Origin of the sequence: Streptomyces alkaliterrae (assembly GCF_007097205.2) — a bacterium.
Lineage (GTDB): Bacteria > Actinomycetota > Actinomycetes > Streptomycetales > Streptomycetaceae > Streptomyces > Streptomyces alkaliterrae.
In genome coordinates, this window is record NZ_VJYK02000106.1 from 1 (window position 1) to 16907 (window position 16907).

Below are 16907 nucleotides of genomic sequence, written 5' to 3' on the forward strand. Positions count from 1 at the left end.
GTGTCGGGGCTGACGGGGGACCCGGCGGGCGGCGCCTGGCCGGACGGCGGCTGCTCGGCGTCGCCGCCGGGGGAGCGCTCGGCGCCCTCGTCCAGTTGCCGCATCCGGTTCTCCAGCAGGGCGCGGACCGCCGGACGGTCGGCGTGGTCACGTTCGTGGGCCAGCAGCCGTTCGAGCTGCCCGCGGTCCAGCGCTCGCACCCGGTGCTCGAGATCGCCCGGGGAGAGCTGGTCGAAGTCGGGCAACGGCAGATCGGTTGCCATGAGCTGTCCTGCCTTTCGGAAGCGGGCTGCCAAGGATGTCGAGAGGATGTGCGGGGAAGGCGGCCCCTCTCGGGGGTGCGGTCAGTCGCCGGAGCGGCCGAGCGTGGTCACCACGTCCTGCACGTCGACGAAGGAGCGGTCGGCGGGCAGCCGGCGCACGGCCTCGACCAGTCGGTCGGGGGCGTGCCGCGCGGTCAGGTCCCCCTCCAACTGCCCACGGTCCGCGGGGAAGCCGTGCCGTCCCAGGTGACGTGCGAGATCCAGCCGCAGCTCCTGCAGCGGGTCCTCACCCGGAGCGCCCGGTCGTCCGACGGGACCGGCGGCCAGCGCCGGGTCGTCTTCGGCGAGGGGCTCGGGGTCCCGCCACTCCTCCACCCGGGTGGGATGGTCGGCGCGCAGCCGACCCTGGAGTTCGTGCTTCATCTCCTCGTCCTGGCGCGGGCTGAGCTTGTCGCTGCCTCGTTCCACTGCCGCCTCCTCGAGTCGAGGGCCGATCGGTCCGGGCCGTGCCGTGGTCGTGCCCGTCGCGCGGGCGCGTGGGACGCGGACCCGCCAGTACGGGTAGCCGCCCCGACGACCGGGCAAACCGTCCTCGCGCGGCACCGCGCGGCCAGGTACCGGGTGCGGCGGCGGGCGCGTCTTGTTGCCTTCGGCCGAGCCTCCGTGAGATGACGGGAGCGACGCTCGGGCCGGCAGCCTCCGACGGCCGGCCCGAGCCGCAGAACCACCAGAAGCCGCGGAAGACCCGATGACGCGAGACGGAGTGCCCACGTGCCGCCGGACAAAACCCTGCTGATCGGGTGGTTCAGCTTCCCCGACGGTGAGGCGACGGCGGGCGACCTGCTGGCCCTGCGGGCCGTCCAGGACGCCCTGACCGACGCGGGACTGCCCCACGAGACCGCCTGGAGCCCGGGACTCGCCGCGGGCGGCCGGCCCGCGCTCGAGGAGGTGCCCGCCGAGGAGTTCGGGCGGCTGGTGTTCCTGTGCGGCCCGGCCCACGGCGAGCAGGTCGCCGCGCTGCACACCCGCTTCGCGCACTGCCTGCGGATCGCCGTCGGCGTCTCGGTCGTCGACCCGGACGCCGACGCCGTGCGCGGCTTCCACCACGTGCTGGCCCGCGACGCCGCCGGACTGCCGCCCGAACCCGACCTCTCCCTCGCCGCCCGGCCCGCCGGCGGCCCGCCACCGGTCGCCGCGGTCGTGCTCACCCACGGCCCGGGCGAGGACGGCGACAGCCGCCACCGGAGGGTCGCCGACGCCCTCGCGGACTGGCTGCCCGGGCGGGACTGCGCCTTCGCCGACCTCGACACCGGACTCGGCCGCGACGACTGGCGCCTGTGCCGCACCGCCGACCAGTGCCAGGCGCTGCTCACCCGTTTTGACCTGGTGGTGACCGACCGGCTGCACGGGCTCGTCCTGGCGCTGCGCGCCGGAGTACCGGTGCTTGCCGTCGACCCTGTGGACGGCGGCGCCGAGGTCACCGCCCAGGCCCGGGCCTGCGGCTGGCCGGCGCTGGTGCCGGTCGAGCGGCTGACCGGCCCGGAACTGGACCGCTGGTGGACGTGGTGTCTCACCAGCGGTCCGGCCCGGGCGCGCCGGGCGCGCGCGGCGCTGCTCGGCCGCCGGGACGACGACCAACTCGACCGGCTTGTCGCGCTGCTGCGCTGACCGGCCCGACCGGCCGCCCCACCCCGAACCCGGAGGGCAGAGATGGGATCGTTCGGCCGCTTCCGGCCGGCGGAGCCGTGGCATGCGGTGCGACGCGACGGCGGCCTTGTCCTCGACTCCGCCGTGCGGGCGGTACGGGAAGAGGGCCGGGAGCGGGATCTCGCCGCCCAGTCCCTGAAGTCCGCTCTGGCGGCACTGGTGGCATGGGCGTTGGCCAGCACCCTGCTCGCCGACAGCCTGAGCCTTATGGCGCCCTGGGTCGCCGTGGTGCTCGTGCAGGCGACCGTCTACCAGTCGCTGTCCCAGGGCGTGCGCCAGGCGCTGGCCATCGTGCTCGGCACCGCGCTGGCCACCGGCACCGCACTGGCGTTGGACAACCAGATCCTCGCCATGGCGCTCGTGCTGCCCGTGACCCTGCTGATCGGCAACCTGCCGAGCCTGGGCAGCCAGGGTATCCACGTGGCCACGTCGGCGATCTTCGCACTGGTCGGCGGGCCGCTGACGCTGCTGATCAGCGCCGAACGGGTGGCCGCCGCGCTGATCGGGGCCGTGGTGGGTATCGCCGTCAACGCCCTGGTGCGGCCGCCCCGGTACCTGCGGAACGCCCTTGAGGCGATCCGCTCGACCACCGGGGAGGCCGCCGACCTCCTGCGGGACATGGCCGACGGCCTGGCCGAGGAAGCCGACGAGTGGCGCGCGGAGGCGTGGGTGGAACGTGCCGAGCGGCTGCCGCGACTGGCGGAGGAGGTCCGGTCGGCCCTGGCGTGGGACGAGGAGAGCCTGCGGATGAACATCCGCCACCGGCGCAGCGGCACCGCCCTGCCGCCCGACTACACCTCCCGCGACGTGGTCAACGCGCTGTGGCACGTGGCCGACCACACCGAGGAGATCGCCCGTACGCTCGCCGAGGCCGCCCGGTCCGAGGCCGCCCGCCGGGCGGAGGACTCCGACTCCGACGCCCGGCGGGAGGTCCGCCCGCCCCTCCTCGAGTCCTGGCTCAGGAGCGACTACCGGGCACTGCTGCGCGACGTGGCCGACGCCGTCGAGGCGTACGGCGGCTTTGTCACCAGCAGCGGCAGACAGGAGCAGTTCACCGTGCGGGACGCGGCGGCCCGGGCGATTGCCGGCCACGACCGGCTTCGGCACCGGATCGCCGACGCGCCGCGACCGGGCCCGGACACCGTGGAGATGGTCGGGCCGCTGCTCGCCGACGCCCGTCGCCTCGTCCGCCAGGTCGACGGCTGACTTCCCGGTCGGTCAGCCGGTGCGGTGGGGCGCGGCGCCCGGGACCACGCGGACGCCGCGCCGTGTCTGCCCGGGGTCGTCGGACCGCCTCAGGGGCGGAAGACGACCTTCACGGCCCCGTCGTCCTTGTGCTGGAACATCTCGTAGGCCTCGGGCGCCTGGGAGAGCGGTACGTGGTGGGTCGCGAACTCGTCGACCCCCAACGGGTCCTGCTCGGTCAGCAGCGGCAGGATGTCGGGCACCCACCGCCGCACGTTGGCCTGGCCCATCCGCAGCTGGATCTGCTTGTCGAACAGCGTCAGCATCGGCAGCGGGTCGGCCATGCCGCCGTAGACGCCGCTCAGCGAGATCGTGCCGCCCCTGCGGACCATGTCGATGGCCGTCTGCAGGGCGGCGAGCCGGTCCACGCCCGCCCTGGTCATGAGCTTCTCGGAGAGCGCGTCGGGCAGCACGGAGACCGCGTTGTGCGCGAACCGCGCGACGGGACTGCCGTGCGCCTCCATGCCGACGGCGTCGATGACGCTGTCCGCGCCCCGGCCGTCGGTCAGCTCGCGCACCGCCTCGGCCGGGTCCTCGACCTCGCGCAGGTCCACGGTGTGCACGCCGCGTTCGCCGGCGCGGGCGAGCCGTTCGGGTACCAGGTCCACGCCGACCACCTGCCGCACCCCCTGGTGCAGGGCGATCCGGCAGCACATGTCGCCGATCGGCCCGAGCCCCAGCACCGCGAGTGTGCCGCCCTCGGGCACGTCCGCGTAGGCGACGGCCTGCCATGCCGTGGGCAGCACGTCGGACAGGAACAGATAGCGGTCCTCGGGCACGTCCTGCGGGACCTTGACCGGCCCGTAGTCGGCGCGCGGCACCCGCAGGTACTCGGCCTGCGCGCCGGGCACGCCGCCGTACAGCCGGGTGTAGCCGAACAGCGCTGCGCCGCTGCCCTCCTCGCGGACCTGGGTGGTCTCGCACTGGGTCTGGAGTCCCCGGTCGCACATGAAGCACGACCCGCAGGCGATCTGGAAGGGCACCACCACCCGGTCTCCGGGCGCCAGCCCGCCCACCTCGGCGCCGACCTCCTCGACCACTCCCATCGGTTCGTGCCCCAGCACGTCCCCGGGGGTCATGAACGGCCCCAGTACCTCGTACAGATGCAGGTCCGAACCGCACAGCCCGCTTGAGGTCACCCTGATCACCGCGTCCGTCGGCTCGCGTACCCGCGGGTCGGGGACGTCCTCGATCCGCACGTCACGCCGCCCGTGCCACACCGCCGCCTTCATACGGCATCCTCCGTCCGTCAGCCCGGCTGTCCGTCTCGGCTCAGCCGATGCCGCCGACCGCGATCCAGATGGCGTACGTCAGGAAGAACGCCACGAACAGCGCGACGACTACGAGCAGCGCGGTCAGCGGGGCCACCGACCAGCCCTTGGTGGGGTTGTGCGTCTCCCGGGGGCCGGCCCCGGAGAGGCCGCCCTCGCCCGGCGGGGTCTCACCGGGCGGCGGCCCGCTGTGGGCCTTCCGCCCGGGCGCCTGCTCCGAGTCCGGGTCATGGTTCTGTGCGTCCATGCCCTGCGGGTACCTGCATCCGCCGGACTTACACCCCGGGCGCCACCGTGCCTGGCGCCGTGTCCTGGTGTTTCCGCGTACCGGGGCTCGGGTACCCGAGCCAGCCGTGAGCCGTCCGGGACCGGCGTGCGGACGCCCGCCCGGCGCCTGCCGCCGGCCCGGTGAACCCGCCACCGTGGAGCAGCCCTATGAACCATTCCGCACGCCGCCCCCGGATCGTGATCGTCGGAGCCGGCTTCGCGGGCTATCAGTGCGCCCGGCAGCTCAGCCGTCGGGCGGGCGGTGCCGCCGAGATCGTGCTGGTCAACCCGAACGACTACTTCCTCTACCTGCCGCTGCTGCCCCAGGTCGCCGCCGGCGTGCTGGAACCGCGACGGGTGTCGGTCTCGCTGACGGGCACCCTGCCGGGCGTCCGGCTGGTCCTGGGCGAGGTCGACACGCTGGATCTGCCGGGCCGCCGCATCGGTTACGCCGACCCCGAGGGGAACCGGGGCGAGCTGACCTACGACCGGCTGGTGCTGGCCGTCGGCAGCGTGCACAAGCTGCTGCCGATCCCCGGCGTCGCCGAGCACGCGCACGGCTTCCGCGGCATGCCCGAGGCGCTCTATCTGCGCGATCACCTCACCCGCCAGGTGGAGATGGCCGGAGCGAGCGACTCGTCCGAGGAGCGGTCGGCCCGCACCACGTTTGTCGTGGTGGGCGCCGGTTACACCGGTACCGAGGTGGCCGCCCAGGGTGTGCTGCTCACCGACGCCCTCGCCCGACGCAACGAGGGGCTGCGCGACGGCCCGAGGCCGCGCTGGCTCCTGCTGGACATCGCCGACCGGGTGCTGCCGGAACTGGACGAACGGCTGTCGCGGACCGCCGACCGGGTGCTGCGCGCACGCGGTGTGGAGGTGCGCACCGGGACCAGCGTCGCCGAGGCCCGCCCGGACGGTGTGCGGCTGGAGGACGGCGAGTTCGTCGCCAGTCGGTCGCTGATCTGGTGTGTGGGCGCCCGCCCCGACCCGCTGGTGGCCTCGCTCGGACTGGAGCTGGAGGGCGGCCGGCTGTGCGTGGACGAGTACCTGCGGGTGCCGGGCCGTCCGGAAGTCTTCGCCTGCGGCGACGCGGCGGCCGTACCGGACCTGACCCGCCCGGGGAAGCTGACGGCGATGACCGCGCAGCACGCCCAGCGGCAGGGCCGGACGGCGGCCCACAACGTGGCGGCCAGCTGCGGTCAGGGCGTTCCCCGCCCCTACAAGCACCACGACCTGGGCTTCCTGGTCGACCTCGGCGGGCTGCAGGCGGCCGCCAACCCGCTGAGGGTGCCGCTCTCCGGCCCGCTCGCGGGCGGCCTGACCCGCGGCTACCACCTGCTCTCGATGCCGGGCAACCGGACCAGGGTGGCCGCGGACTGGGCGCTGGACGCCGTGCTTCCCCGGCACGGGGTGCAGCTGGGCCTGGTGCCGTCGGGCGCGGTGCCGCTGGAGTCGGAGTCGCCGGACGCGCCGCGGCACGTGGGTGCCGGCGCCGGGCGCTGAGCACCGGCCGGCGGTTGACGCTGCGGCATCGGCATGGTTGTGACGCGCGGGGGTTTCACCCGCGGGAATCGCGGCAAAACGGCGAACATGGTGCGAATCGGGTACACGATGATGACCGAGCAGGCCGGCCCCAGGGAACTCGTCGACCACGTCGTCGCCGCCGAGCGGGCCGGCTTCGACTTCTCGGTGACGTCCGACCACTACTTCCCCTGGCTCGCCTCCCAGGGCCACTCGCCCTACGCCTGGAGCGTGCTGGGCGCCGCCGCCCAGGCCACCAGCCGCATCCCGCTGATGACCTACGTGACCTGCCCGACCGTCCGCTACCACCCGGCGGTCGTCGCGCAGAAGGCGGCCACCGTGCAACTGCTCTCCCAGGGGCGCTTCCGACTCGGCCTCGGCTCAGGCGAGAACCTCAACGAGCACGTCGTCGGGGCCGGCTGGCCGACCCCGGGGGTCCGCCTGGAGATGCTGGAGGAGGCGGTCGGGATCATCCGTGCGCTGTTCGCCGGCGGCAACGTCAACCACCACGGCCCGCACTTCGACGTCGCCAACGCCCGGCTGTGGGACCTGCCCGAGGAGCCGCCGCCCATCGGTGTCGCCGTCTCCGGACCCCGCTCGTGCGAGATCGCCGGCCGCCTCGCCGACCTGGTGATCGCCACCGAACCGAACGGCACCCTCCTGCGGGACTTCGACCGGCACGGCGGCAGCGGCAAGCCCAGGGTCGGCCAGCTGCCCGTCTGCTACGACCCCGACAGGTCGGCCGCGGTCGCCCGCGCCCACGACCAGTTCCGCTGGTCGCTCGGCCCGTGGCCGGTCAACGCCCAGCTGGAGGGGCCCCTCGCGTTCGAGGGCGCCACCGGGCAGGTCCGCCCGGAGGACGTCGCGGACACCGTGCCCTGCGGTGACGACGTCGACGCCTTCGTCGAGGCCGTACGCGCCTTCCACGACGCCGGCTTCACCGAGATCGCCCTCGTCCAGATCGGCGGCGACCAGCAGGAGCCGTTCCTGGAGTGGGCGCGGACGAAGCTGCTGCCCGCCCTGCGCGAGCTGTGAACCGACCGGCCGCACGGGCGCTCACGGACCTTTTGGACTATCCGGTCTACGTGGTCACCGCCCGCGGCGCGGCCGGCGAGACGGCCGGCTGCCTCGTCGGCTTCGCCAGTCAGTGCTCGCTGGAACCGGTGCGCTTCACGGTCTGGCTCTCCCGGGTGAACCACACCCACCGGGTCGCCGGCACCGCCAGCCATCTCGCCGCCCACCTGCTCGCGCCCGACCAGCGGCAGTTGGCCGAACTCTTCGGCGGGCGCAGCGGGGACGAGGTCGACAAGTTCGCCGGTCTGCCCTGGCGCCCGGGGCCCGGCGGCGCACCGATCCTGCGCCAGGCGACGGCGTGGTTCGTCGGACGGGTGCTCGGCCGGTTCGACGGCGGCGACCACGAGGCGTTCCTGCTCGACCCGGTGGAGTGCGGCCCCCGCCCCGGCGGGCCGGTCGGGCCGCGCGGCGCACATCTGACGCTCGCCGACACGCTCCACATCACCGCAGGCCATCCCGTGCACCCGGAGCCCGCGGATCCGGAGTCCGCGCACCACGAGGAGGAACGCCCATGACCCGCGCCGCGGTCTTCGACGTCGACGGAACCCTCGTCGACACCAACTACCTGCACGCCGTCAGCTGGTGGGAGGCGTTCCGGCAGGCCGGACACACCGTCGAGATGTCCGCCGTGCACCGGGCACTGGGCCGACCGGGCCCCGATCTGGTGGCCGAACTGCTCGGACCCGATCGCGACACGCGCCGCGACGGCCCGCTCAGCGACGCGCACTCCATCCTGTACGCCACCTACTTCGAACGCCTCGCCGCCTTCCGGCGCGTACCCGAGCTGCTGCGCGCGCTGGCCGACCTGGGCTGGCAGGTGGTGCTTGCCACCTCGGCGACCGGTACCGAACTCGCCGCGCTGCGCCGGGCGATCAACGCGGACGACGTCATCGCGCACACCGCCAGCGCCGACGACGTCAGCGAGGGCAAGCCCGCGCCCGAACCCGTGCGCCTGGCCCGCGAGGCCGTCGGCGCACCGGCCGAGCGCACGGTGTTCGTCGGCGACTCGGTGTGGGACATGCGGGCGGCGGTCTCGGACGGCGCGGTGCCGGTGGCGGTGCTGTGCGGCGGCGTGCCGCGGGCCGACCTGGTCCAGGCGGGCGCCCGCACCGTCTACCGCGACCCCGCGCAGTTGCTGGCCGAGCTTCCCGCCTCCCCGTTCATGACGGTCCGTTGACGCTGCGACGCCGTCGGCGGCCCGGCCACCGGAACGTCAACCCTCCGGGGTGGTGACCGCGCGCTCAGCCGAGAACGCGCCCCAGGTGCCGTCCGGCAGCCGCGCGCGGAGCTTCACCCGGTACCGCTCGCCGCCCTCCCGCGTGAGGAAGAAGCGGTGCTCGACACGTCCCCGGGGCGCCTCGCCACGCCACGAGAGGGTGGTCGCGAACTTCCCGTTGAGGTGGATCTGGTAGTCCGAGACGACACCGCCGGTCCGGGGCGGCGTCCAGGACAACTCCAGGAAGTGGGCGCCGTCCTCGCTCGCCACCTTCGCGGTCAGCTCAGCCGGGGCCGTACCCGCTCCGCCGCCGCCCTCGCCGTCGGTCGTGGTGAGCGTCAGCGCCGGGCTGGGCGGGGACACGTTGTCGGCGGCGTCCCTGGCGCGGATGGTGAAGCGGTAGCGGGTGCCGGGGCGCAGGCCGGTCAGCAGCGCCTCGGTCTCCTCGCCGGAGACGCTGTGGATCCGCGCCTCGCCCTGGTGGACGTCGTAACCGGTGACGCCGACGTCGTCCTTGGCCGCCTGCCAGCGCAGCAGGACGGCGGTGGGCCCCTCGACAGTGCCTCGGGGGCGGCCCGGAGCGCTCGGCGGTCTGCTGTCGTCGGTGTCGGCCGCGCGGGTGGTGACGGTCACCGGGGTGCTCTCCCGGGAGAGGTTGCCTGCCGCGTCCCTGGCCCGGACCGTGAAGGTGTAGGTCCGCTCCGGGCGCAGGCCCTCCACGTCCGCCATATGGCGGACGCCGGGGACCTCCTGGACCTTCTTCCCGTCCCGGTAGATCTCGTAGCCCCGGACGCCGCCCTCGCCGGTGGAGCTGTTCCACATCACATGCACCGAGGTCGAGGTGCCCGCGTCCGCGGTGACGCCGGTGGGAGCGGGCGGCGGGGGAGCGGTCCGGCCGCAGCCGGCCAGTGGCGCGGCGGTCAGCAGGACGACGAGTGCGCCGAGCGCGCCGAGGGTGCTGCGGTGGGGGCGACGCCCGGCCGGTGGCCGTCGGCGGGGCCTCGGACCCCGGCTGCTGGTACTGCCCGACATCTAGGCTCCTCGCGAGGTGGGGGACGGGCGCCCGCGTCCAGGGGAGCGGGCGCACCGAGGGCGGCGAGACCCTCGGTCAGCCGTACCGGCACGCTAGAAGGACTAGACCACTGCGTCAATGGTTCGGACCTGAACGCCGTGGCGGGTCCGGACACCCGGAAGGGGACGGCCGGCCGCCGTCCCCTTCCGATCACGGGTTCCGATCACGGGCTGTCAGGAGTCCGCGGGGGCACCTCCATTGGCCTTCTTGCCGTCCGGGGTGACCGCCCACCACACGCCGCCCGCGCCGTGACCGGTGGTGTCACCCGCCTTCTTGTCACCGGTGAACCAGTACACCGGCCAGCAGTCGATCGCCAGCTGCCTGCTGCCGTCCGACCGCTTGAGCGTGGAGATCATCTTCGGGTCGATCCCCTTGAGCGCGGCCTTGTCCACCGGCTTCGCCGGCTTCCACGTCTTCAGGCACTCGCCCTCGCAGTTGGACTTCATCGGCCAGGCGGTGTCCTTGTCGAAACGGTACAACGTGCGGCCCTGAGCGTCGGCGACGATCGTCCCCAGCGCCGGGTCCTTGACCGCGGACAGCTGGGTCTGCTCGTCGCCGCCCGCGGGTCCGCCACCGGCCGGGGCCGAACCGGCGTCGTCGTCATCCGCCTCGCCCGCGCCCGGTGTGTCGTCGGAGGAGCCGCCGCTGTCCTGGACCGATGCCTTGCCGCCGTCGGCGGCCAGCACGTTCCAGTTGCCGCCGACGCCCTGGCCCTTGGTGTCGCCCGGCGTGGTGTCCTGCGCATAGCGGTAGACGGGCCAGCCGCCGAGGGTCAGCTGCGAGGTGCCGTCCGACCGCTTCACCTTGCCGAGCAGCTCGGGGTCCATGCCGCCGGCCGCCGCCGCGTCGTCGGCCGGCACCGGCGGCCAGGCCTTGGCGCAGTCGCCGTCGCAGTTGGAACTCGGCGGCTTCGCGGTGTCGTTCTCGAAGCGGTACAGCGTCCAGCCGGCGCTGTCGGTGACGATCTCGCCCAGCTTGGCGTCCTCGCGCAGCACCAGCGTGCCGGCCGGTCCGCTGCGGCTGGGGGCGCCCGCCTGGTCGGCACCTGCTCCCGCGCCGTATCCGCCGGTCGCGAGGTCCGGGGCGAGCGAGGAGCTCTCGCCGGCCGGCGTCACGCCCTGGCCCTCGTCGGAGTCGCCACCACACGCGCTTGTCGCCGCGACGAGCGCGGCCACCACCGCCCCGACCCACACGGTCCGCCGGTTCCTCATGGCCTTCCCCTCCACTTCCTGATGGTGTGCCCGACCGGCGTTCTCCGGCCGCTTGCCGCACGGTCGGCCCCTCCGGCTTCGCCTGGGGCGCCGGCGGCCTTCCGTGTCGACAGGGGGTACGGCGGCCGACGCGAGGGCGTTCAGTAACTTCCCTCGACAACCGGGAATTGTCACTTCGTCACAAAGAAGGACGCCGCTCCCCCCAGAGGTGGGAGCGGCGTCGGGCGGCGGCCGGAGGTCAGCTCTGGAGTCGGAGAGCAAGCGCCGGACAGCGACGCACCGCGCGTAGAGCCTCGGTGCGCAGCTCCGGCGGCACCGCCGAGACCGCCCGCTGCGGGTAGCCGTCCTCACCCAGCCGGATCACACCGGGCGCGGCGTCCGCGCACAGCCCGTGCCCCTGGCACAGCGTCCAGTCCACGAGCAGCTTCTCGGCCGGTTCGGTCTCCCGCCCAGGCAGCGCCTTGGGGCTGCTCGCCGACGGCAGCGCCTTGACCTCGGGAGGGGCCTCCTTCGAGACCGGCAGCACACCGGTCACCGGAAGCCCGCAGTCGCTGCCCAGCGCGTGCGCGGAGAAGTGCGCCGCGAACACCTCGAGCGCCGTCTTCACAAAGCGGATCGTGCCGTCGGGATGGCTGCACGCGCCCCGACGCGCCACCGCGTCCATCCGGCGGCGTACCGCCTCCAGCGCGCCCGGCCCGCCGCCGCGCACCACCTTCTCCAGGTCGTCGGCCAGGCCGGGAAGTCCGATGAAGCACGGGCCGCACTGCCCCGCCGACTCGTCCGCCATCCAGCGCGCGACCCGAACCGCCTCGCCCGCAGGACAGGTGGTCAGCGGGATCGGGATGACCGCGCCCGCGCCGAGGCTGGCACCGGCCTTGGCGATCGACTCCCGGGACACCAACACCGACGACGCGGCGTCGGCCGTCAACCAGCCGCCGTGGTAGCCGCCGATCAGCACCCCCTGCCCCGGGCCCGTCCCGCACACCTGGAGCACGTAGGACAGCGGCACCCCGGTCGGGGTCTCCACCACCCGGTTGCCGGCCACGGTCAGCAGGGTGGTGCCGGGATCGTCCGGCAACCCGGTGGAGCGGTAGTCCAGGGCGCCCAGCCGGGCGGCGACCGACAGCTGCGCGTAGGTCTCGGTGTTCGACAGCAGCGTCGGCAGCCCACCCAGGCCGCTGTCGCTGGAACGCACCCGGCGGCCCGAAGGCAGCGCCGGCGCTTGGCTGATGCCGCTGATGAGCGCGCTTCCCTCTCCGGTGACAAACCGCTCGGGAAGCCTGGCGACCTTCAGTGCCGGCGCGGCGGGCCCGCGTTCGGCGATCGCCGAACGCAGCGACTGCTCGACGTCCCCGCGGGTCACGCCGAGCCACACCTCGGCCGCACCGAGCGCCCGGGCGGCCAGCGAGGCGCCGTCCAGCACAAGATGCGGCGTGTGCAGCAGCAGCGCGGTGTCCTTGAGACAGCTCGGCTCGCCCTCGCTGCCGTTGACGACCACCGCCGTACCTGTTCCGCGTCGACGCGCGGAGTCCATGACGGCCTGCACCTTGCGGGCGAACGGGAACCCGGCCCCGCCCCGCCCCCGTAGTCCGATGTTCTCCGCGAGGTCGACCAACTCGTCTGCGCGCAGGTCCGGTTGGGAGCCGTGCACGGTCAGGTGCGTCACCCGGTCCACCCGTGCCACCCGGTCGAGGCCGGACAGCAACCTGGGCGGGCCGACCGACAACAGGGTGGGGGTTATTTCAGCCACGGAAGCCACCTGCTGGTCGCCCCGCTCGGCGGGGAGTCGGGCCTGGAGAGCGCGCGCAGGACCAGCGCGGCGGCGACGCCGAGCAGACACAGCGCGTAGGAGAACGTCACCCAACCGGCCGCCGCGCGCCCGGCCTTGAGGCCGTGTACCAGCGCCGCGCACCACGCCGGGTACGCGCACATGTGCAGCGCGCGCCAGTAGCGGGAGCTGCCGCGGGCCGCGAACGTGCCGCGCACCACCCCGGACACCGCGACCGCCAGGAACAGGTAACCGGCCACCGTGCCCAGTCCGACCAGTACCGGCTGGGAGCCGTCCGCGAAGGGCACCGCCGCCCCGGCCGCGGTCGTCCGGCTCTCGGCGATCTTCACGCCGATGTGCAGGACGAGGAAACCGAGGCCGGCCACCGCCAGCCCCCGGTGCACGCCCTGGGCGAGCAGTCGGTGCGGGGAGCCGAGCAGCCACCGGTCGGTGGCGGCGAGCCCCCACAGGACCGTACCGGTTAGCGACACCAGCGCCAGTACGCCGGCGCCGAAGTCCAGGAACTGGGTGAGCCGTTCGAAGGCTCCGACGCTGGCGGCCGACAGCAGGAGCGTCAGGACCGCTCCGGCCACCGGCAGTACGACCAGACGGCGTGGCGGTCGCGCCGCTCTGCCCGGTCGGGACCCCGCGTGCCGGCGCCGTTGGTTCGGCTCCTCCCGCTTGTCTCCGGCGTCGGTGCGCAGCGGTGTCATGGGCGGAGTGAGGGGTGGGGACAAGGTGAAGACCTCCCGAGTGTGCACATTCCCGACACATGTCTCAGGTCCGGCGGCGGGGGAGGAATTCGCGAAGCTCGTCTGCGGGAAAGTCTGTTACCGCAGGTAGTAGCTGTTCCCCTTTGCGCCGCCAAAGAGCAGTGGACGGGATGCAGCAGCATTGCCGAACTCCGCGAAACCTTCATAAGATTTATCGTCCTGTGACAAATTCCGGCCTCGGCGTCGCCCAGCAACTCCGGGGCTGCGGATGATGCCCGTCCAGATGCTCCCTGGGGGCGCTGACGGCGCGTCCGGGACATCGGCACCCTCCAACCGGGAGGGTGGTGGAGGGCGCTCAACTCCCTTTCCAGGGCGGGGAACTGGCAAAGGGGGGCCTCCACGGTCCGGGCATCGAGACCGCCCGGACCTCACCCCGGCAGGAACGAGGTAGAGATGTGTGAACTGCTCAACCGCATCTGGTCACGCCCCCGAGGGGAGTGGACCCGCGTTCTGAGAAAGGAACTTCCCGCCATCACCGACCAGGTGGTGGAGGTGCTGCGACAGACGCTGCCCGCCCACAAGTCCCCGGCCGCCACATCCCGGGAGGACCTGCACTGGGCGGTCGAGCAGGCGCTGCTCACCGCGCTCGGCTACCAGAAGGAGCCCCAGCGTGAGCGCCCCACCGGCAAGCCGGTGGCCGTCCCCGTACCCATCGACCGTGCACGACGCAACCTGTTCGCCGCCGTCACCGGCGACCTCTGCGCCCTGGAGACCCCACTTCCGGAGCTGGCGCGCTCCGCACGCTGGCCACTGCCCGAACGGGTGCGGGCCGTCGTCCTCACCTCCCCCGGTGAGGCCACCCAACTCGCGGCGAGCCTGGGCGACACCCTGCTCAGCCTCGCCGACGGAGAGGCCTGCCTGCTCGTCCCCGACCAGGGCGCCGAGACCCGGGCCACCCTGGAGACCGCGCTGCGCGGCCGGGTCGCCGCCGTCGGACACGGCGTCGCGCTCTCCGACGCGGCCGCGTCACTGCGCTGGGCCAGGCGACTGCTCGCCCTGGCACCCAGCCGACCCGTCAACGAGACCCTGTTCGTCGAGGACCACCTGACCCTGCTGCTCCTCCTCCAGGACGAGACGCTCGCCAGAGCGCTCGCCGGCCGCTGGCTCGGCCCACTCGAGGAACTGACCCCCCGGCAGAGCGAGCGACTGGAGGTCACCCTGCTCGCCTGGCTCGAGGGCGGCGGCGCACCCGAGGCCGCCAAGACCCTCCAGGTCCACCCGCAGACCGTCCGCTACCGGCTGCGGCAGATCGAGAAACTGTTCGGCTCGGCGCTGCGCGACCCGCGGACCCGGTTCGAACTCGAGATGACACTCCGCAGCCGCCGACTGATGGCCCAGGTCCGTCGGCACACCAGGCCCGCCCGACGCGCCCGCGTCGCGGTGGCCGGTATGCGACCACTGGGCCTGACCCGCCAGGCCCGCGTCAACGGTCTGTGACCCCACTTCCCACCACCCGGCGGCGGTGGGGGACCGGCAGCCACCGCCGGCCCCCCACCGCCGCCTTCTTCGCGCCAGCCGAGAGGCCCGGAACCCGAAGAGTCCCGAGCCCGAGAATCCGCGCCTGAAGAACCCCGGGCCCGGGGAGTCCGAGCCCGGGAGCCGACAGCCTCAGGCGGTCTCACTCCGATCCGGCCGGCTGCGGAGAGGGGGCCTCACCGGGCACCGACGGCGCGATCGGCACCGCCGGCGGCACCTGACCGGTCGGCGCGGCCGGTCCCGGCACCGCGCCGCTCTGCCCGTCCAACTGCGCGAAGTCCACCAGACCCGTCGCCTCCAACACCGTGATGTGGTCGAGCACCACGGCGTTCGCCCGGGTCGCCAGCGTGCGCACCATGGAGTTGCGGGTCTGCGCGCGCACCTGCGCGACCAGACCGAACACCGTGCCGTGCGCCCGCCGCAGGATGTTCGCGAACAGCCGGTCGAACTCGTCGCCCTGAGCGGCGTTCATCTGCGCCAGCCACGCCTGCTGTTGCGCGTTCGGCTGATTCGCCAGCTCCACGCCGAGCGCCCGGCCCGCGTCGATCGCCAGGCGGTCGAGCTCGGTGTGACCGTCCACCAGGTGGTTGCCCGCCTCGCGCACCGCCTCCCGGTTGGTGCGCTCCTGCGCCTGCCTGCCGGCCGGCAGCTCCCACAGGCCCGCCAGGCGCACCTTGCGCACGAAGTCCCGGTCCATCGCGGTGAGCGGACCGAACTCCGTGCCGATCGTGCCCCGACCGTCGTCGTCCCACGTCACCGTCGCCGCCGCGGCGGGCCGGGTGTTGTCGTAGACGTGCACGGGGACCAGGAGCGCCGCCAGTGTGAGGACAAGCGCGAGGACGACCAGGCCGGTGGCCATGTTCCGTCCGGAAGCAAAGAGTGTGCCGTTGACGGGACGCATCAAGCCTCTCCTCGAAGCATGGGACTTGTGCGCCGGACGCTAACCGCCCCGCCCCGCCTTCAAGAGACGCTTCGTCCTCGTGTGACAAACTCCCGTCCGCCCCCGCCGCCGGGTGCTAGCGTTCCGCGCGTCAGGCGGCCGGCCGCACGGCCGCACGGCCGACACCCGCGTGCGAGAACGGCTGCGTCCGCCAGTCCAGGCCCGCCGGCAGCGTCAGCAGCGCCGCCATGTCCGAACCCTCGCCCGCCGGTTCCGCGGCCGGCTCGGCCTCCGCCACGGCCACCCCCGAACCGGCACACACCGTCAGGCCGAACGGGTCCCACGGGCTGGCGCACACCGCGTGCTGCGGCAGCACCTCCTCCTCCGCGAACAACGCGATCGGCCTGCTGCACTCCGGGCAGCGCACCCGGTGGAGGTCCAGCGCCTCCTCGAACTCCGCGTCCTCCGGCACGTCGGAACCGCTCACCGCGTCCCGAGGCTCCGAATCCCCGTGCTGCCTGACACTCCGCATGCTTCCCCCTCTGGGTGACCGTCGGGCACTCGGGCCCGGCCACAGCAAGCACTTCCCGCCGCCACCCCCGCATAATCTCCCCGCACGTGCGCACACAGGGGCACATGTGTGGCATTCCTCACACCCCCGCGCCCCCCGTGTGCTCCCATGGCCTCCCGGACTGTGCCGGAACGGTCCGCACGCAGTAGGTTGACCTGTTGTGGAGCAGCTGGACCGACAGATCGTGGAACTGCTCGTCAAGGACGGGCGCATGAGCTACACCGACCTGGGCAAGGCCACCGGCCTGTCCACCTCGGCGGTGCACCAGCGCGTCAGGCGACTGGAACAACGCGGCGTCATCAAGGGGTACACCGCCCTCATCGACGCCGAGTCCGTCGGGCTGCCCATGACCGCCTTCATCTCGGTCAAACCGTTCGACCCCAGCGCCCCCGACGACATCGCCGACCGGCTCGCCGACATCCCCGAGATCGAGGCCTGCCACAGCGTCGCGGGCGACGAGAACTACATCCTCAAGGTCCGCGTCGCCACACCCACCGAACTGGAGAACCTGCTCGCCAGGGTCCGCACCGCAGCCGGTGTCTCCACCCGCACCACCGTCGTGCTCTCCACCCCCTACGAGCTGTCTCTTATA

18 protein-coding genes are annotated in these 16907 nt (G+C 73.5%); 8 read left to right on the forward strand and 10 right to left on the reverse strand.

What is annotated here, in order from left to right; all coding sequences use genetic code 11:
• Both FNX44_RS12380 and FNX44_RS12385 read right to left on the reverse strand, forming a co-directional pair.
• On the reverse strand, window positions 1-263 hold a 263-nt coding region (locus tag FNX44_RS12380), incomplete at its 3' end, for a DUF8129 domain-containing protein (RefSeq protein WP_143648111.1).
• 81 nt (window positions 264-344) lie between these two features.
• Entirely contained in the window at window positions 345-731 is a 387-nt protein-coding gene (locus FNX44_RS12385) for a DUF2795 domain-containing protein (protein ID WP_143648112.1), read from the reverse strand.
• 303 nt (window positions 732-1034) lie between these two features.
• Here FNX44_RS12385 and FNX44_RS12390 point away from each other — a divergent pair, with 303 nt between their 5' ends.
• Both FNX44_RS12390 and FNX44_RS12395 read left to right on the forward strand, forming a co-directional pair.
• Window positions 1035-1931: a polysaccharide pyruvyl transferase family protein gene (locus FNX44_RS12390; RefSeq protein WP_323369303.1), complete on the forward strand. Its 897-nt coding sequence runs from the start codon at window positions 1035-1037 to the stop codon at window positions 1929-1931.
• 42 nt (window positions 1932-1973) lie between these two features.
• Window positions 1974-3176 (forward strand): FUSC family protein, encoded by a 1203-nt coding sequence (locus FNX44_RS12395; protein WP_143648113.1) that lies wholly within the window; start codon window positions 1974-1976, stop codon window positions 3174-3176.
• A gap of 89 nt (window positions 3177-3265) precedes the next feature.
• On the opposite strand, the gene FNX44_RS12400 is transcribed toward FNX44_RS12395, so the two are convergent.
• Window positions 3266-4447 (reverse strand): zinc-dependent alcohol dehydrogenase, encoded by a 1182-nt coding sequence (locus FNX44_RS12400; RefSeq protein ID WP_143648114.1) that lies wholly within the window; start codon window positions 4445-4447, stop codon window positions 3266-3268.
• A 40-nt stretch (window positions 4448-4487) separates the two neighbouring features.
• Complete coding sequence (locus FNX44_RS12405) at window positions 4488-4733, reverse strand: DUF6480 family protein (RefSeq protein WP_143648115.1); 246 nt, start codon at window positions 4731-4733, stop codon at window positions 4488-4490.
• Between the two features lie 188 nt (window positions 4734-4921).
• Between FNX44_RS12405 and FNX44_RS12410 the strand changes: the two genes are divergently transcribed.
• The 4 genes from FNX44_RS12410 (at window position 4922) to FNX44_RS12425 (ending at window position 8525) form a co-directional block, all read left to right on the forward strand.
• On the forward strand, window positions 4922-6256 hold the full coding sequence (locus FNX44_RS12410) for an NAD(P)/FAD-dependent oxidoreductase (RefSeq protein WP_143648116.1): 1335 nt from the start codon (window positions 4922-4924) through the stop codon (window positions 6254-6256).
• Window positions 6257-6343: 87 nt separating this feature from the next.
• A complete protein-coding gene (locus FNX44_RS12415; RefSeq protein ID WP_143648117.1) occupies window positions 6344-7309 on the forward strand; it encodes an LLM class F420-dependent oxidoreductase in 966 nt (321 codons plus the stop codon).
• Window positions 7310-7359: 50 nt separating this feature from the next.
• The gene (locus tag FNX44_RS12420; RefSeq protein WP_407699144.1) at window positions 7360-7863 is read left to right on the forward strand and encodes a flavin reductase family protein; all 504 of its coding nucleotides are present in this window, start codon (window positions 7360-7362) and stop codon (window positions 7861-7863) included.
• On the forward strand, window positions 7860-8525 hold the full coding sequence (locus FNX44_RS12425) for an HAD family hydrolase (protein WP_143648119.1): 666 nt from the start codon (window positions 7860-7862) through the stop codon (window positions 8523-8525). The genes FNX44_RS12420 and FNX44_RS12425 overlap by 4 nt, the downstream gene beginning before the upstream one ends.
• A 36-nt stretch (window positions 8526-8561) precedes the next feature.
• Here the strand turns inward: FNX44_RS12425 and FNX44_RS12430 are convergent, their stop codons facing one another.
• The 4 genes from FNX44_RS12430 to FNX44_RS12445 form a co-directional block, all read right to left on the reverse strand.
• Window positions 8562-9596: a fibronectin type III domain-containing protein gene (locus FNX44_RS12430; RefSeq protein ID WP_143648120.1), complete on the reverse strand. Its 1035-nt coding sequence runs from the start codon at window positions 9594-9596 to the stop codon at window positions 8562-8564.
• A gap of 213 nt (window positions 9597-9809) precedes the next feature.
• Window positions 9810-10847 carry an SCO0930 family lipoprotein gene (locus tag FNX44_RS12435; protein WP_143648121.1) on the reverse strand — a complete coding sequence of 346 codons (1038 nt, stop codon included), beginning with the start codon at window positions 10845-10847 and terminating at the stop codon, window positions 9810-9812.
• Window positions 10848-11085: 238 nt separating this feature from the next.
• Window positions 11086-12597: an NADH-ubiquinone oxidoreductase-F iron-sulfur binding region domain-containing protein gene (locus tag FNX44_RS12440; protein WP_323369305.1), complete on the reverse strand. Its 1512-nt coding sequence runs from the start codon at window positions 12595-12597 to the stop codon at window positions 11086-11088.
• Window positions 12585-13328 (reverse strand): ferric reductase-like transmembrane domain-containing protein, encoded by a 744-nt coding sequence (locus tag FNX44_RS12445; protein ID WP_181356277.1) that lies wholly within the window; start codon window positions 13326-13328, stop codon window positions 12585-12587. The genes FNX44_RS12440 and FNX44_RS12445 overlap by 13 nt, the downstream gene beginning before the upstream one ends.
• A 453-nt stretch (window positions 13329-13781) precedes the next feature.
• Here FNX44_RS12445 and FNX44_RS12450 point away from each other — a divergent pair, with 453 nt between their 5' ends.
• The gene (locus tag FNX44_RS12450; RefSeq protein WP_143648122.1) at window positions 13782-14825 is read left to right on the forward strand and encodes a PucR family transcriptional regulator; all 1044 of its coding nucleotides are present in this window, start codon (window positions 13782-13784) and stop codon (window positions 14823-14825) included.
• 181 nt (window positions 14826-15006) lie between these two features.
• Here FNX44_RS12450 and FNX44_RS12455 read toward each other — a convergent pair whose 3' ends face one another.
• Together FNX44_RS12455 and FNX44_RS12460 are read right to left on the reverse strand one after the other, a co-directional pair.
• A complete protein-coding gene (locus tag FNX44_RS12455) occupies window positions 15007-15765 on the reverse strand; it encodes a DUF4142 domain-containing protein (protein ID WP_143648123.1) in 759 nt (252 codons plus the stop codon).
• A gap of 130 nt (window positions 15766-15895) precedes the next feature.
• Window positions 15896-16276 (reverse strand): hypothetical protein, encoded by a 381-nt coding sequence (locus FNX44_RS12460; protein WP_143648124.1) that lies wholly within the window; start codon window positions 16274-16276, stop codon window positions 15896-15898.
• 199 nt (window positions 16277-16475) lie between these two features.
• On the opposite strand from FNX44_RS12460, the gene FNX44_RS12465 reads away from it, so the two are divergent.
• The coding region (locus FNX44_RS12465) for an Lrp/AsnC family transcriptional regulator (RefSeq protein ID WP_143648125.1) at window positions 16476-16907 on the forward strand (432 nt) is incomplete at its 3' end.

Bases quoted from the DNA above. Each gene is read 5' to 3' on its own strand.
- FNX44_RS12450 (WP_143648122.1), top strand. From the start codon at position 13,782: ATGTGTGAACTGCTCAACCGCATCTGGTCACGCCCCCGAGGGGAGTGG.
- FNX44_RS12430 (WP_143648120.1), bottom strand. From the start codon at position 9,596: ATGTCGGGCAGTACCAGCAGCCGGGGTCCGAGGCCCCGCCGACGGCCA.
- FNX44_RS12425 (WP_143648119.1), top strand. From the start codon at position 7,860: ATGACCCGCGCCGCGGTCTTCGACGTCGACGGAACCCTCGTCGACACC.
- FNX44_RS12460 (WP_143648124.1), bottom strand. From the start codon at position 16,276: ATGCGGAGTGTCAGGCAGCACGGGGATTCGGAGCCTCGGGACGCGGTG.
- FNX44_RS12405 (WP_143648115.1), bottom strand. From the start codon at position 4,733: ATGGACGCACAGAACCATGACCCGGACTCGGAGCAGGCGCCCGGGCGG.
- FNX44_RS12455 (WP_143648123.1), bottom strand. From the start codon at position 15,765: ATGCGTCCCGTCAACGGCACACTCTTTGCTTCCGGACGGAACATGGCC.
- FNX44_RS12445 (WP_181356277.1), bottom strand. From the start codon at position 13,328: ATGACACCGCTGCGCACCGACGCCGGAGACAAGCGGGAGGAGCCGAAC.
- FNX44_RS12435 (WP_143648121.1), bottom strand. From the start codon at position 10,847: ATGAGGAACCGGCGGACCGTGTGGGTCGGGGCGGTGGTGGCCGCGCTC.
- FNX44_RS12410 (WP_143648116.1), top strand. From the start codon at position 4,922: ATGAACCATTCCGCACGCCGCCCCCGGATCGTGATCGTCGGAGCCGGC.
- FNX44_RS12400 (WP_143648114.1), bottom strand. From the start codon at position 4,447: ATGAAGGCGGCGGTGTGGCACGGGCGGCGTGACGTGCGGATCGAGGAC.
- FNX44_RS12415 (WP_143648117.1), top strand. From the start codon at position 6,344: ATGGTGCGAATCGGGTACACGATGATGACCGAGCAGGCCGGCCCCAGG.
- FNX44_RS12395 (WP_143648113.1), top strand. From the start codon at position 1,974: ATGGGATCGTTCGGCCGCTTCCGGCCGGCGGAGCCGTGGCATGCGGTG.